This is a genomic window from Mariniflexile soesokkakense (assembly GCF_039650365.1).
Lineage (GTDB): Bacteria > Bacteroidota > Bacteroidia > Flavobacteriales > Flavobacteriaceae > Mariniflexile > Mariniflexile soesokkakense.
The window spans coordinates 205,714-220,621 of the sequence record NZ_JAZHYP010000005.1 but is presented as its reverse complement, the minus strand read 5'-3'; the positions used below and the strand labels follow the sequence as shown (position 1 = coordinate 220,621).

Below are 14,908 nucleotides of genomic sequence, written 5' to 3'. Positions count from 1 at the left end.
AATTTATTATGCAAAAAGCCTTTTCTATAAGGGCTTTTTTGTATTTTAATATTGAATAAATCATTTATTAATGATGCAAACAAGAAGAGAATTCATAACCAAAACAGCTTGTGCAGCAGGTTTACTGCCTTTTTCGGCATTAGCATTTCAAAATAGTATTTTGGAACAGCCAAATGATGTGCTTGATATTAATATATTCTCAAAACACCTTCAGTTTTTAGATTATAAATCCACGGGAGAAATGGCTGCGGAAATGGGTTTTTCTGGAGTTGATTTAACAGTGCGTCCCAAGGGGCATGTATTGCCAGAATTGGTGAAAACCGAGCTCCCAAAAGCAGTAAAAGCGATAACGGCAAGCGGTATTAATTGCAACATGATAACTACCAGCATAGAAAGTGTAAATAACCTTTTAGATGTTGATATTCTTGTAGCGGCTTCTAAAGAGCACATTAGTTATTACAGAACCAATTGGTTTAAATACAAAGAAGATTTGCCCATGCGAGATTCTTTATTGTTCTATCAAAATGAAATAAAAAAATTAGGTGATTTAAATGAAAAATTACAACTTGTAGGTTGTTACCAAAATCATGCAGGTATTAGTGTAGGCGCTTCGTATTGGGAAATAAAAAACATTCTAGAAACCGTAAACCAAAAATATTTTGGCACACAATACGATATTAGGCACGCTATGGTTGAAGGTGGCTATTCTTGGGAAAACGGATTCCAATTATTGCATCCAAATATTAAAGTCATTGTTTTGAAAGATTTCAAATGGGAAAAAGTAAATGGAAAATGGGAAGCTACTAATGTGCCCATTGGAGAAGGCATGGTAGATTTTGATAAATACTTTAAATTACTGAAGCATTATAATTTAAAACCACCCGTTTCTTTGCATTTAGAATATGATTTAGGTGGTGCTGAAAAAGGGAATACTGAAATTTCTATCGATAAAAAAGTAGTGTTCGATGCCATGAAAAATGATTTAAAGAAAGTGCAAAAACTATGGAAACAAGCTTAAAATAATTTTACCAACCCAACTGAATTAAATTAAAATCTATACCCGTTGTGTGTAATTAATGAAAATCAGTTTTTATTTTAAACTCATAACCCAATTAGAGCCTAAATGTTAGTCTGAGCCTGTCGAAGACTTCATAAAAGATACATTTCGAAAAGCATGTACTGAGCGAAGTCGAAGTGCTCAATGTCACAATTAGTACAAAATTGACTTTTTAGAATAATTACACCCAACGATTTAAAACCTATATATAATTACCAATGAAAAAAATATTATTAGTTTCAAGTATTTTAGTCCTTTTTGTTTCATGTGCTAAACAATCACAAGTAAATAGTATTAAAGTTACTAATATAAATGAGTTAAATCAAGCCATTAAAAACTGTAATGCTGGAGATAATATCGTTTTAGCAAATGGTGTTTGGAACGATGCTCAAATTGAATTTTACGGAAAAGGAACTAAAGAAAAACCAATCATTTTATCAGCTGAAGAAAAAGGAAAAGTAACTATAGAAGGGGTTTCGAATTTAAAAATTGGTGGTACTTATTTGGAGGTTCATGGACTGTATTTTAAAAACGGTCATACACCAACTAAAAATGTTATTCAATTCAAAATTAATAACGACTCTATTGCAAATAATTGCAAAGTAACGCAATGTGTAATTGAAGAATTTACGCAAACAGACCGCGATGTAAGCGACCATTGGGTGGAATTTTGGGGTAGATACAACGAGTTGAGTAACTGTTACCTGACTGGGAAATCAAACTTTGGACCCACTATTATGATTAGGTTAGAAGGGAATGAAAATATTTACAATTATCATAAAATTATTAATAATCATTTTGGACCTCGCCCAAGAAAAGGTGGTCCACATGGAGAAACCATTCAGCTAGGAGATAGTGGTACTTCCATGACACCTTCGCACACCTTGGTAGCAAATAATTTTTTCGAGCGCTGTAATGGTGAAATTGAAATAATTTCCAGCAAATCTAATTTTAACGAATTTAGAAACAATGTATTTTTTGAAAGTGAAGGCTCTTTGGTGTTAAGACATGGAAACTATGCTACAATAGATGGCAATGTTTTTATTGGTAACGACAACTCTAAATTTATTGGTGGCATTCGTGTGATTAATACCGGACATTGGATTACAAATAACTATTTCTACAAAATTAAAGGAGCCGAGTTTAGAAGCGCCTTGGCAGTTATGAATGGTATTCCAAAATCACCTCTCAATCGATACAACCAAGTTACAGATGTTGTGGTGGCTCACAATTCATTTATAGATTGTATATCGCCGTGGCAGTTTAGTGTGGGTTCCAATGTAGGTCAAAGTGCCGTATTGCCTGCCACCGAAATCCGTTCAGCACGTCCAGAACGCATTGTGGTTGCCAATAATGTTATTTACAATGAAATTCCAAATGAAAACCCTATTGTAAATTATGATGAAGTAGATGGAGTTAAGTTTAAAAATAACATTACAAATAGTGATAATAAAAGTGAAGTAAAGACTAATGGTTTAAAAACCAAAGATATTTCGGTAGTTAAAAAAACGGATAATTTGTATGTTTTAAATGAAAATATAAACAAAGTTTATGCGGGTTTTGATTTTGAAACTATTACAAAAGACATTTTTGGAAACGAGAGAACTTCAAAGAATAATAGTATTGGTGCCATTGTAAATCCTGTAAAAGAAAAAGCGGTTTTAATAGATAAGTCGAAATACGGGACCGATTGGTTTCAAGAATATAATAAAAAAACGGAAGCTAAAACACACAACATTTCAACGTCTGAAGCATTAATTACTGCATTAAAAGAAGCGAAATCGGGTGCTGTAATTTCACTTAAAGAAGGTACTTACAATTTAAATTCAAGCTTAATAATTGACAAGCATATTACAATAGTTTCAAGCGATATAAATAATAAACCAGAGCTGGTATTTACTTCAGAAAAAACAGCTTTCGAGATGCAACCTAAAGGAAACTTAATGCTCGTAAACATAACTTTAAAAGGAAATAAATTTCAAAACACCTTTACGACTTTAGATAAAAATATGAGTAAAGCCTATGATTTATTTATAGATAATGTTGAAATTAAAGATTTTAAATCTGTTTTAGAAGTATCAAAAGGATCGTTTGCCGATACCGTTTCGGTTACCAATTCCGTTATCAAAAATTGTGAACGCGGGTTTATGTTGAATAAAGAAACCAATGATGGAGGCGACTATAATGCAGAATTTGTTACCATCACCAACACTACTTTTGATAACATACAAGAAGTTGTTTTAGATTATTATCGTGGGGGCTACGACGAATCTACAATAGGTGGAAACTTAACACTCAAAAACAACACCTTTACCAATTCTGGAAAAGCAGAAAAAGATCAAGTTTTGATAAAAAACAGAGGTATTGTAAATGTGGAGTTAGCCAACAACACCTTTAAAAATAATCCAGTTAAAATTATTGCCATTTTATGGGGTGAAAAAGGGCAAGAACCTGGTGAAAACACCATCATAAATTCGGGTAAAATTGAAGTGGTTCAAAACTTGGAGTTAAAATTGATGTACTAATGAATTGGCTTAAAAATTTTTTTGGTAGTTTTTTGATTTTGATTAAAAAATTATGTTCTCAAAATATTTCTTCAAACCAAATTAAATTAGAGCAAATTCATATTTCCAATATCATATTGGCTTATTTTCATCTATTATTTTTCCATGCTTCAAAGTCTTTCAGCGTTTGTTCATCAGTAGGTGGGTATAATCCTATTATAGATTTTCCGTTATTAACCTGCTCTAAAACAAAATCTTCGAATAAGGTCATTTGCTCACATTCAATTGCTACATCGTTAGCAATTTCAGAAGGTATTACCATAACCCCATCTTTATCTCCAACAATAATATCCCCGGGGAATACAGCAACATCACCACAACCAATTGGGACATTGATGTCTAGGGCTTGGTGCAGGGTTAAATTGGTAGGTGCTGAAGGTTTTTGGTGATAAGATGAAAACGGTAATTGTGCAATTTCTTCAGAGTCTCTAAATCCTCCATCTGTAACGATCCCAGCAGCACCTCGCTTCATGAGTCTGGTAACTAATATGGAACCAGCTGATGCTGCTCTTGCATCTTTTCGGCTATCAATAACTAAAACCGCCCCTTCAGGACACGTTTCTATAGCAACTCTTTGCGGATGTCTAGGGTCTTGAAAAACATTAATAGAGTTTAAATCTTCTCTGGCTGGAATATAGCGCAGTGTAAAAGCTTCACCAACCATACTTTTATATTGATTGCTTAAAGGAAATACATTTTGTATGAATTGATTTCTTAAACCTTTTTTGTAAAGGCAGGTAGCAATAGTTGCCGTACTAATTTTTTGAAGCTTAATTCTGTTTTCGTTATTCAATTTCTTCATCTTAGAGGTTATTTAGTTTATAATAAGTCTATTTTTCAGTAAATCAATCTTTTGTTTAGGCCTAAAAGTATCTTTGTCTTCAATTCCAGAGCTATATAAGCTATATCTTTTAAAGGAGTATTAGGCTAATTGAAAAATTAATCATATATTTGGTAAACCAAATTGGTGAACCAATTGTGTTTCGCAAACTTATGAAATTATTTTTAACAGTAAAGCTAATTGAACAAAAGCAACATCAAATTTGGGTTTTTACATACAATATTAATTTTACAATGAAATTTTAAGGTTTTACCTTTTTTATTTAGCTGAAAAATTACAATTAAAAGAAAGCAACTCAATGGTTTAAACCTTGGTTTAATTTCTGAAAATCAAATATGAATATAAAAAATAAAATACAACTGTTATTAGCCACTTTGCTATTTTTTGTGGTTTCTTGCAAAGCGCAAACTAAAGAAACTTCAAATACAAAAAAATCAAACAAACAAGACCACCCAAGTTTAATTCTAACTAAAGCAGGTGTTCAAAAAATAAGGGCGCAGTTAGGTACAATACCTCTTTTTGACGAAACTTTAGCAAAAGTAAAAGCTGAGGTAGATGCAGAAATTTTAAATGGCATAGAAGTTCCTATTCCAAAGGATTTTTCTGGCGGTTACACACACGAACGGCACAAAAAAAACTTTCTAATTTTACAAAAAGCAGGTGTTTTATATCAAATTTTAAATGATGAAAAATACGCAGAATACGTAAAACAGGTGCTTTTAGAATATGCCAAAATCTACCCAACACTTCCTGTGCATCCACAAACAAGATCGTATGCAAGAGGAAAATTATTTTGGCAATGTTTAAACGATTCCAACTGGTTGGTGTATGTAAGTCAAGCTTATGATTGTGTCTACAATTATTTAAGCGAAACGGAGCGGAAGCTTTTAGAAAAGGACCTTTTTAGACCTTTTGCAAAATATATTTCGGTTGATAATCCTCAGTTTTTTAATAGAGTTCACAACCACAGTACTTGGGGCAATGTGGCAGTTGGAATGATTGCTCTTGTAATGGATGATTCTAAATTGCTTGAAAACGCTTTGCATGGGTTAAAAACGGATAATATAGACCCTAACGCGAAAGATAATGATGGTGGCTTTATAAAAAAGAAAGGCCAGAAAGTTGGATTTCTTGCTAATTTAGAAGAGCCTTTTTCGCCCGATGGTTATTATACGGAAGGACCCTATTACCAGCGTTACGCCATGTATCCGTTTTTAGTTTTTGCTGAAGCCCTGCAAAACGTAAAACCAGAACTTAAAATTTTTGAGTATAAAGATGGTGTACTATTAAAATCTATAACGACCTTATTAAATTTAACCGATGCCGAAGGTAATTTTTTTCCATTAAACGACGGACAGAAAGGCATGTCCTATTACTCAAGAGAACTGGTTTCAGCAGTAGATATTGGTTATTATTTTGGAGGTAATCAAACAGATTTATTATCTATTGCAAAAAAGCAGGGTGAAGTTTTGTTAGATGATACAGGTTTGGCGGTAGCTATTGGAATTCGCGATGAACTTGAAACTCCGTTTATTAAAAAATCGATAGACCTGTCCGATGGGAAAAATGGAGAAGAAGGTGGTGTTGCCATTTTAAGAGCAAATGGCTCAAAAGAGGAACATGCTTTGGTTATGAAATATTCAGCACATGGATTAAGCCACGGGCATTATGATAAATTATCGTTTTCATATTATGAAGGAGCTAACGAAGTAATACAAGATTACGGAATGGCACGTTTTGTTAATATTCAACAAAAAGGTGGTGGTAATTATTTAAAGGAAAACACTACTTGGGCTAAACAAACAATTGCTCATAATACAATCGTCCAAAACGAAACTTCACATTTTCGTGGTGATTTTGAAACTGGCAGTGCACATCATTCAGAAAAATATTTGTTTGATGTTTCTAATCCGAATATTCAAATAATAAGTGCCACAGAATCTAATGCCTATCCTGGGACTCAATTTCATAGAACAATGGCAATCATTAAAGAAGACGATTTTGAGAGTCCTTATTTATTAGACATTATCAAAATTAATTCTGAAACAGAAAACCAATACGATTTGCCATATTATTATTTAGGCCAAATCATGTCTGCCAATTTTAAATACAACAAACCAGATGTATTGAAGCCATTAGGAACTAAGAATGGTTATCAACATTTATGGAATGAAGGTGAAGGCAAATCAGATACCGGAAATGCTAAAATTTCGTGGTTTAATAATGAGCGCTTTTATACGCTTTCCTCAGTAGTATCAAAGGATGATGAATTAATGTTTACTAGAATTGGAGCGCACGATCCCAATTTCAATCTAAGGAACGACCCAGGCTTCATCATTAGAAAGAAAAACAATAAAGATGCCTACTTTGTTACTGTTTTAGAATCACATGGGCATTACGATTCAGTAAGCGAAATAGCTACCAATGCATTTACCAATATAAAAAATTTAGCCCTTGTCTATAATGATGAAAATTTTATCGCTATAAATATTGAAGCAGTAAATGGTAATACTAGTATGTTTTTGTTTTCGTTTAAGGACAATTCAAAAACCAGTAAACATCAAATAAAAATAAACGATAGAACCTATGAATGGATAGGAGCTTATAAATTAATAGAAATAAATAAAAAATCCTGAACCTTCCATAACGAGAACTTGATACCTCAAGGGAATGACTAAACGGAAGCAACATATGACCTTTAAAAAAACAATAAAATAAATATAGTATGAAAAGATTTAGTGAAAAGTACATCATCACAAAAAAAATGGAATGGGAACAGCTGGGCGGAGGAGTATCAAGAAAGTTCTTAGGTTATGATAATCAAATCATGATGGTACAAGTAAAATTTGAGAAAGGAGCATTAGGTGCACCTCATAAACATTTTCATACACAAGCCACCTATTGTGTTTCAGGTAAATTTGAATTTGAAATTAATGGAGAAAAGAAAATTGTAGAAGCAGGAGATGGCGTGTATATTGAACCAAATTTATTGCATAGTGCCGTTTGTTTGGAAGAAGGGATGTTAATTGACACATTTAGTCCTGTAAGAGAAGATTTCTTAAGTGGTGGAGCGGTATCCTATTTTGGAGATAAAAAGGCATGAGAAAATAACTCTTTCCTTAATTAGAAAGGACTTCCTGCAGTAAATTCTTAATAAACAATGTTTTTTTTGTTAAAATTTAAGTTTTGCAATAATTATTTTATATAAATAATTGTTTTTAACAAAATTTTGCATACATTTGGTTAACCAATTTGGTTTACCAGTTTGGTTGACTAAAAAAAAGGACAGGTGCACACCTATCCTTTTAAGTAATTTACTTCTTTTAGGAGGGAAGTAAAACATAATACATGTAATCATTTTAATAAAACATGCTCAACAAAAATACAAAAAAAATGTTGAGAATTCGATTGTTTTAATAGATGTTATTTTAATTAAGTTGTGCCAAAAACATGTTAGTAGTGCAGCAAAAACTAAACAAACTTTAAACATTTAATTATGAATTTAAAAAACAAGTTGGCTTTCATTGCAATATTGCTTTTCAATATTGCATTATTCGCTCAAAACAAAACTGTTACAGGTCAAGTTGTGTCTACAACAGATAATATGCCCATTCCGGGTGTGAATGTAATTGTTTTGAATACAACAAGAGGTACTACTACAGATTTTGATGGAGGCTTCAAAATTGATGTGAAAAGTGGAGAGGTTCTTCAATTTTCTTATATTGGATTTGTTACACAAGTTCAGGTCATTAAAGACCAAAAATCAATCAATATTGCTTTAGTTGAAGATTTAGCTAAACTTGATGAAGTAGTAGTTGTAGGTTATGGTTCTTTGAAAAAATCAAATATAACAAGTGCTATTTCTACTTACAAAAATGAAAACATGGAACAATTGCCAGTTTCTAGAGTAGATCAAGCACTTCAAGGAAAGATTGCAGGTGTTCAAATTCAAAACACATCATCGGCGGCAGGTGAAGATCCAGTAATTAGAATTAGAGGCCAGGCATCAATTAACGCAAGTCCTGATCCTTTAGTTGTGCTAGACGGTCAACCAATTGAAGATGGATTATCCTCAATAAATATGGCAGATGTTGAAAGTATTTCTGTACTAAAAGATGCGTCTTCTGCTGCTATATATGGTTCTAGAGGTGCAAACGGGGTAATATTAGTAACCACTAAAAGTGGTAGTGATAAAAAAACGTCTTATAGTTTTAATCATTCGGTAGGTTTTAAGAGTGCCTACGAGTTATATGATGTTCAAACGTCTACAGAATATGTTCGACAATTATATGCCGAGCGCGAATTGAGACTTAACGATCCTTTGTGGGATAGTGGTACTGTTCCAACCATATCAATCGGTGATCAAAAACAATACATTCTTGAGAATTTGGTTAGAGGTGGTAAAGGCACACTTTACCAAGATGAATTTATGAGATCAGGTCTTTTTAGAAATATTGGATTAAGTGCCTCGGGTGGTTCTAAAAAATTTAAATATAGAATTTCGGGTGCTTATAATGGCGACGAAAGTATGATGCAAAAGAGTAATTACGATAAATATCAGTTTAGAGTTAAATTGGATGTTGATTTGAGCGATAAATTGTCAGTTGGTGTTAATATTGCACCTACTTACAGTGAAACTGAAAGACCTGCAAATGATTATAGAGATTATTATAGGTTTCCAAGTTTTATTCCAGTTAGACATACCGCTGAAACTTTGGCTCTTGCTCAATCAGATGGAAATTTTCAAGATTTGGCAGTTGGAGATTATGCCAATCCGTCTCATTTTTACAGTTTAGTATTTCCGGAATACCCACTGCCTGATGGTACAACATATACAAGCACGAATTTATCCAATCCTTGGACAACGAGCAGTATTAACCCATTCAAGGTTTTAAATTTGCAAGATGATACTCAAGAAGAATTTAGAGTTCAAGCAAATTTCTATTTAGATTATAAAATTAATAAAGACTTAACATTTAAAACTACGGCAAATGCCTATTATAGATTTTCAGATAGAGTGCAATGGGTTGGAACCAATGCACGTGCTGAAACCAATGTCAATTATGCCGTATATATAACAAGAGATTATAGAGATTTATTAAGTGAGAATACTTTAAATTATGTAAAAGATTTTGATAAGCATTCGTTTAATGCCTTAGTTGGTTTTTCTGCTCAAAGAACAGATTATCAGAATTCTAGCTTTACAGGTCAAAATTTTCCGAATGATAATATTAGAACTTGGAATAATGCGGGAACACTTGTAAATGCAAATTTAAATTCGTCCTCAGATCCAGGAGGTGAAGTTAAAAACGCTACAGCATTATTGTCATATTATGGTAGATTAGTGTATTCGTACGATGGTTTGTTCAATCTTACAGGTACTTTTAGAAGAGATGGTGCTTCACAATTTGGACCAGGAAATAAATGGGGTACTTTCCCGTCAGTTTCGGGGGGTATAAACTTGGCAAGATTGGATTTTATTAAATCATCTGATGTGATTAGTAAATTAAACTTCAGAGTGGCCTATGGCGAAACAGGTAATAACCGTACGGAACCATTAGGATCAAATAATGCTTTTAATCCTTATTTAAATGTATTAACAAACACTCCTTATGGGGGTGATATCTCAATTTACGATTCTACTAACGCAAATTATGTTACTGGTTCAGGTAATGGTTCTCAAGCTAACGGTCAAGCTACACCAGCAGAGGCAGGAGCTAATGCCGATCTTACTTGGGAAACGACGGTATCAACAAATATAGGATTCGATTTGGGTCTGTTTAGAAATAGAGTAAGTCTATCTGCTGAATTTTATGAGTCAAATACTGATAAATTACTATTAACACCAGAAAACCAATTGTATAGTGGTGTACAATTTGCTTGGAATAATGTGGGTAGTCTGCAAAATCGTGGTCATGAAATTGAATTATCAACTACGAATATTGCCACTGAAAATTTCAGATGGACAACCGTTGCAAATTATGCATCAAACAGGCTTAAATTGACTGATTTTGGCGGTTTAGCTGAAACGCCACGACCGGGAGAACGAGGCGAACTGTATATAACACAAGTGGGCAGCCCATTGGTACAATTTTATGGGTATAAAACGGATGGTGTTTGGATTTCACAAGCTGAAATTGATGCTTCTGGTTTTACTAATGATGATGTTTCTCTTGGAACTTTAACCCCTGGCGGTTTAAAACTTGTAGATATTTCTGGTCCGGATGGTGTGCCAGATGGAAAAATCAATACTGATGATAGAACGGTGATAGGTGATCCGTATGCCGATTTTACTTGGGGTATGACAAATACTTTTGAATATAAAGGTCTTGATTTTTCATTTTCATTTCAAGGTGTTCATGGTATCGAAATGTACTTAGGTGATACAGGTTATACCGAAACTAAAAGTCAGGTGGTAAATTACACCAAGAATCGTTGGGTGAGTCCATCCAATCCTGGAGACGGTCAAACACCTTACGAAACTTTAGGAGGTGTACAATGGGTGCAAACCGATTACGGTATTGATGATGCATCATATATTGCTTTAAGAGATATAACTTTAGGTTATAACTTGGACGAAAAGTGGACTAATCGAATAGGTTTAAATCAACTTAGAGTTTATGTTGCGGGTCAAAACTTACTATATTTAACGGCCAAGGATTTTAGAGGATTGAACCCTGAGAGTAGAAGATCTGGTGGGCAATATAGCAGTCCGTTAATTACGGGTTATGATAGAGGAGGTTATCCTGTACCAAAAACCATAGTTTTAGGTTTTGATGTTAAATTTTAATTTTAAAAATTATTTTTTATGAAAAATATATATAAATTTTTTATTAGTGCATTACTTCTAGGTGTTATGAGTTGTGGTGAGGATTTTATAGATGTTCAACCACAATCTTATATTACTGAAGCGATTTATTTCTCAAATGCTCAGGAATTGAATACTGCATTAATTGGTTGTTATGCAGGTATGAGAGCACCCGCAAAGCAAGAATGGAAATTTACAGAGTTACGCTCTGATAATGCTGTTATGAACCAGATAGCCACCACCTCTGTAGATAATTTAGAGTTTTTATCTTATGATGCTTTTTTTATGAACACGATAGACACCAACTTATCAGAATTTTGGTTTTTTAATTATGTTAATATAAAAAACACTAACATTCTTTTAGATAAAATGAATGTTAATTATAGAGGAGGCTCAATTGTTTATGGTGGTCACAGTAATGATGCAACTGTAGATGATATTAAAGATGTGGCATCGCAAGCGTCATTTTTACGAGCCTATCATTACTTTAATTTGGTGCGTCTTTTTGGTGATGTATTTTTGGTAACTGAGCCATTGTCACCGGTGGAGGCCACTAGTTTGACTAGAGCTGATAAAGGATTGGTATATGATTTAATTATTGCAGATCTTAAAAACACTATAGCAAACGGAAACACAGCTAAATATAGTGCCACTGCTGCCAATGGAAAGGCCAATGTATGGTCTGCTAAAGCGTTGTTGGCTAAAGTGTATTTAACTTTAGGAAGAAAGTCGGATGCCTTACCTTTGTTGACTGATGTTATTACAAACAGTGGTTATGGTTTAGAAAGTACGTATGCAAATGTTTTTTCCATTACGAATGAATTAAATAAAGAAATCTTATTTACCATTCGTTATAAATCTGGAGTAGGTAATTTAGGTTCTCCGTTCACAACTAGTTTTGCGCCTGCTACCCCTACTAGAAATTTAAGTGGTACGCCTATTTTTGTGGTTTCAAATCAAGGAGACAATGCCCCTGGGCAAGAATTGTATGACACTTTTAATATGGCAGATGCGCGTAGAAATTTTATTCTTCCATCACGAGATGCAAGTACGCCTCAAAAATTATTTTATACTAAATATTGGTATTCTTTATCAGTTCGAGATGATTCTGAATTTGATTTTCCAATTATCCGTTATGCAGATGTATTGTTAATGTACGCTGAGGCAGCAGGTAGTTCAGATCCTAAATCATTAACTTATATTAATCAAGTTAGAGCAAGAGCAGGTCTGACCGGTGCAAACGCACTTACAACTGCGGATATTGATACGCCCGCTAAATTTGAACTTGCTTTCGCAAACGAAAGACGTTGGGAGTTTATTGCTGAAAATCACAGGTGGTTCGATATTTTGCGTTATAGTACTACTACAACCACGCTTAATGCGGTTGATATCATGGAGAATCATTTTAGGATAATCCATCCTTTATTATATGATTTCTATGATCAAAATGCCGAAGATGTTACTTTAGCAATTTTATTGGAAAGAGTTGATGAAAACAGTTTATTATTACCTATTCCACAAATTGAGCTGGATCTAGATATAGAAGATGATTTTAATCAGAATCCAGGTTATAATTAATAGTTTTAAGTTTAAAACCAATTTCAGGTTTTTTAATATTGAAATTGGTTTTTACTTTTTAATATAAAATGTCCATGAAAAAATTATTCGATTCTATAAAACAGATATTTATAATGAAAAGTAACAATGCTTTCCTAAAAGAATTAGTGTTATTGTTAATTATTGTTTTTATCTCTGTTAATGCCACTTGTCAGGATAAGGTAAGTAGTGCTGCACATCGGGATTCGAAAATCGAAAAGAAAGATAGAAAGAAAAGGAAGTATAAATTACCAGACATAGATTTAAGCCACTGGAGTGTTACAACCCCAGAACTTAACAAAAAAGGCAGTGCAATGAACATTGAACCGCCAGAAATATTAAATTATGCCAAAGACGAAAGGTTGATACCTTATATGTATAATGATTCAACCGATGGTTCATTAGTATTTTACTCATTTCCAAGTGATGCTACTACGGCAAATACTAAGTATACACGATCTGAATTGAGAGAACAAATGGTTCCTGGTGATAATAATACAAACTGGACATTTGCTCAAGGTGGGTATATGAAAGGTGAATTGGCCATGGAAAGTGTCTCAAGAGATGCAGATGGAAAGTATCATAAAGTAATTATCATGCAAATACATGGTCGTTTAACCAACGAACAACGCGATTTAATTGGTCAAAAAGATAATAATGCACCTCCCATTTTAAAAATATATTGGGAAAACGGAAAAATACGTGTTAAAACAAAAGTACTTAAAAATTTAAATGCCACTGGAGAACAGCTACTTCATGAAGATGCTTGGGATGATGATAACGGTTTTAATTTTGAACAAGAAGTAGGGTTTAGGAAATTTATGCTAGAAGTTAAAGTATCTGATGGAAAAATGGTGGTCATATTAAACGGCTATGAGTATAAAGTATATGAAGATATTAACATGAGAAAATGGGGCGTGTTTGAAAATTACTTTAAAGCGGGTAATTATTTTCAATCGAGAGATGAAGGCGCTTTTGCAAGGGTGAAATATTATGAACTAAAAGTGACCCATTAGTATTAAAAATGTTTCTAATAATTACCATATTATTTTAAGTTTTTGTATATTTTTATCGACTATAATGGTGGTTAACCAATTTTAAAGAAAATTGTATGAATTTAGAGGTATTATCAATAAGCGACAATCAAGAGTTACAAAATATTGTAATCGATAAAATACGTGAATTAATTAACTATAAAAACTTAGAACCTAACGATAAATTACCTTCAGAACGTATGTTATCTGATAAATTTGGGGTTAGTAGAGGCGTGATAAGAGATGCTATTCAAAAGTTAGAATTTTATGGATTGCTTAAATCAATGCCACAAAGTGGAACATTTGTAGCAAATGTAGGCGCTATTGCCATGAACGGTATTGTTGATGATATTTTAGATTTAGAAAAACCAGATTTTAAATCATTGGTTGAAACTAGAATTTTAATGGAGTTGAAAACAGTAAAATTAGCTTCTCTTAGAAGAACAGATGCTGATTTAAAAAAGATGAAGAGCGCACTTAACGCTTACTCAAAAAAAGTTTTGAATAACGAAAATGCAGTTCAAGAAGATTTACTGTTTCATTTAGCCATAGCAAAAGCAAGTAAAAACAGTACTTTAAATACTTTTATGCTATCTATAACGCCTGAAATTATTACCAATTTCGCAAAGTACCATGTTTGCGATGACGATTTGGCTATGTCTGGAATAGAGGAGCATACAGCTATTTACGAAGCTATAAAAGATCAAGACCCTGCATTGGCTAGGGAAAAAATGAAAATACATTTTAAAACGCTATATCAATATTGTTATAGCAAATAATATAAAATCAAGATTTGATGATGCACAGCGTTAAATTTTGATATAGTAAAAAATATTTAGGAGGACAGTATTGCTTAATACAGTTGTTGTTTTAATAAAACATTTCTTCACATATAAGTTTAGAAATACTTATTAGCTTTATACGTATTAGTAATAGAAATTAATTTAATAAAGTAACTGGAATACATGTATTCTGCTTATCTCTTATTGGATAATGGCATCCTTATAA

Annotated in this window: 9 protein-coding genes; 8 read left to right on the top strand and 1 reads right to left on the bottom strand. The window is 32.9% G+C overall.

The genetic code is table 11. The features are described 5' to 3' along the window. Positions 1 to 70: 70 nt before the first annotated feature. On the top strand, positions 71 to 1,018 hold the full coding sequence (locus tag VP395_RS11945; protein ID WP_346242241.1) for a sugar phosphate isomerase/epimerase family protein: 948 nt from the start codon (positions 71 to 73) through the stop codon (positions 1,016 to 1,018). A gap of 257 nt (positions 1,019 to 1,275) precedes the next feature. After that, positions 1,276 to 3,582: a chondroitinase-B domain-containing protein gene (locus VP395_RS11940; protein ID WP_346242240.1), complete on the top strand. Its 2,307-nt coding sequence runs from the start codon at positions 1,276 to 1,278 to the stop codon at positions 3,580 to 3,582. A gap of 127 nt (positions 3,583 to 3,709) precedes the next feature. Here the strand turns inward: VP395_RS11940 and VP395_RS11935 are convergent, their stop codons facing one another. Further along, positions 3,710 to 4,423, bottom strand: a complete 714-nt coding sequence (locus VP395_RS11935; protein WP_346242239.1) for a ribonuclease activity regulator RraA — start codon at positions 4,421 to 4,423, stop codon at positions 3,710 to 3,712. A gap of 374 nt (positions 4,424 to 4,797) precedes the next feature. On the opposite strand from VP395_RS11935, the gene VP395_RS11930 reads away from it, so the two are divergent. The 6 genes from VP395_RS11930 to VP395_RS11905 all read left to right on the top strand — a co-directional run bounded on the left by VP395_RS11930 (position 4,798) and on the right by VP395_RS11905 (position 14,679). After that, the gene (locus VP395_RS11930; RefSeq protein WP_346242238.1) at positions 4,798 to 7,098 is read left to right on the top strand and encodes an alginate lyase family protein; all 2,301 of its coding nucleotides are present in this window, start codon (positions 4,798 to 4,800) and stop codon (positions 7,096 to 7,098) included. An 89-nt stretch (positions 7,099 to 7,187) separates the two neighbouring features. Beyond that, positions 7,188 to 7,565, top strand: a complete 378-nt coding sequence (locus VP395_RS11925) for a cupin domain-containing protein (RefSeq protein WP_346242237.1) — start codon at positions 7,188 to 7,190, stop codon at positions 7,563 to 7,565. Between the two features lie 393 nt (positions 7,566 to 7,958). Next, on the top strand, positions 7,959 to 11,252 hold the full coding sequence (locus VP395_RS11920) for a SusC/RagA family TonB-linked outer membrane protein (protein WP_346242236.1): 3,294 nt from the start codon (positions 7,959 to 7,961) through the stop codon (positions 11,250 to 11,252). 18 nt (positions 11,253 to 11,270) lie between these two features. Beyond that, a complete protein-coding gene (locus VP395_RS11915) occupies positions 11,271 to 12,848 on the top strand; it encodes a RagB/SusD family nutrient uptake outer membrane protein (protein WP_346242235.1) in 1,578 nt (525 codons plus the stop codon). A gap of 74 nt (positions 12,849 to 12,922) precedes the next feature. After that, positions 12,923 to 13,882, top strand: a complete 960-nt coding sequence (locus VP395_RS11910) for a polysaccharide lyase family 7 protein (protein ID WP_379884329.1) — start codon at positions 12,923 to 12,925, stop codon at positions 13,880 to 13,882. A gap of 95 nt (positions 13,883 to 13,977) precedes the next feature. After that, entirely contained in the window at positions 13,978 to 14,679 is a 702-nt protein-coding gene (locus tag VP395_RS11905; RefSeq protein ID WP_346242234.1) for a FadR/GntR family transcriptional regulator, read from the top strand. The last annotated feature ends 229 nt before the right edge of the window (positions 14,680 to 14,908 follow it).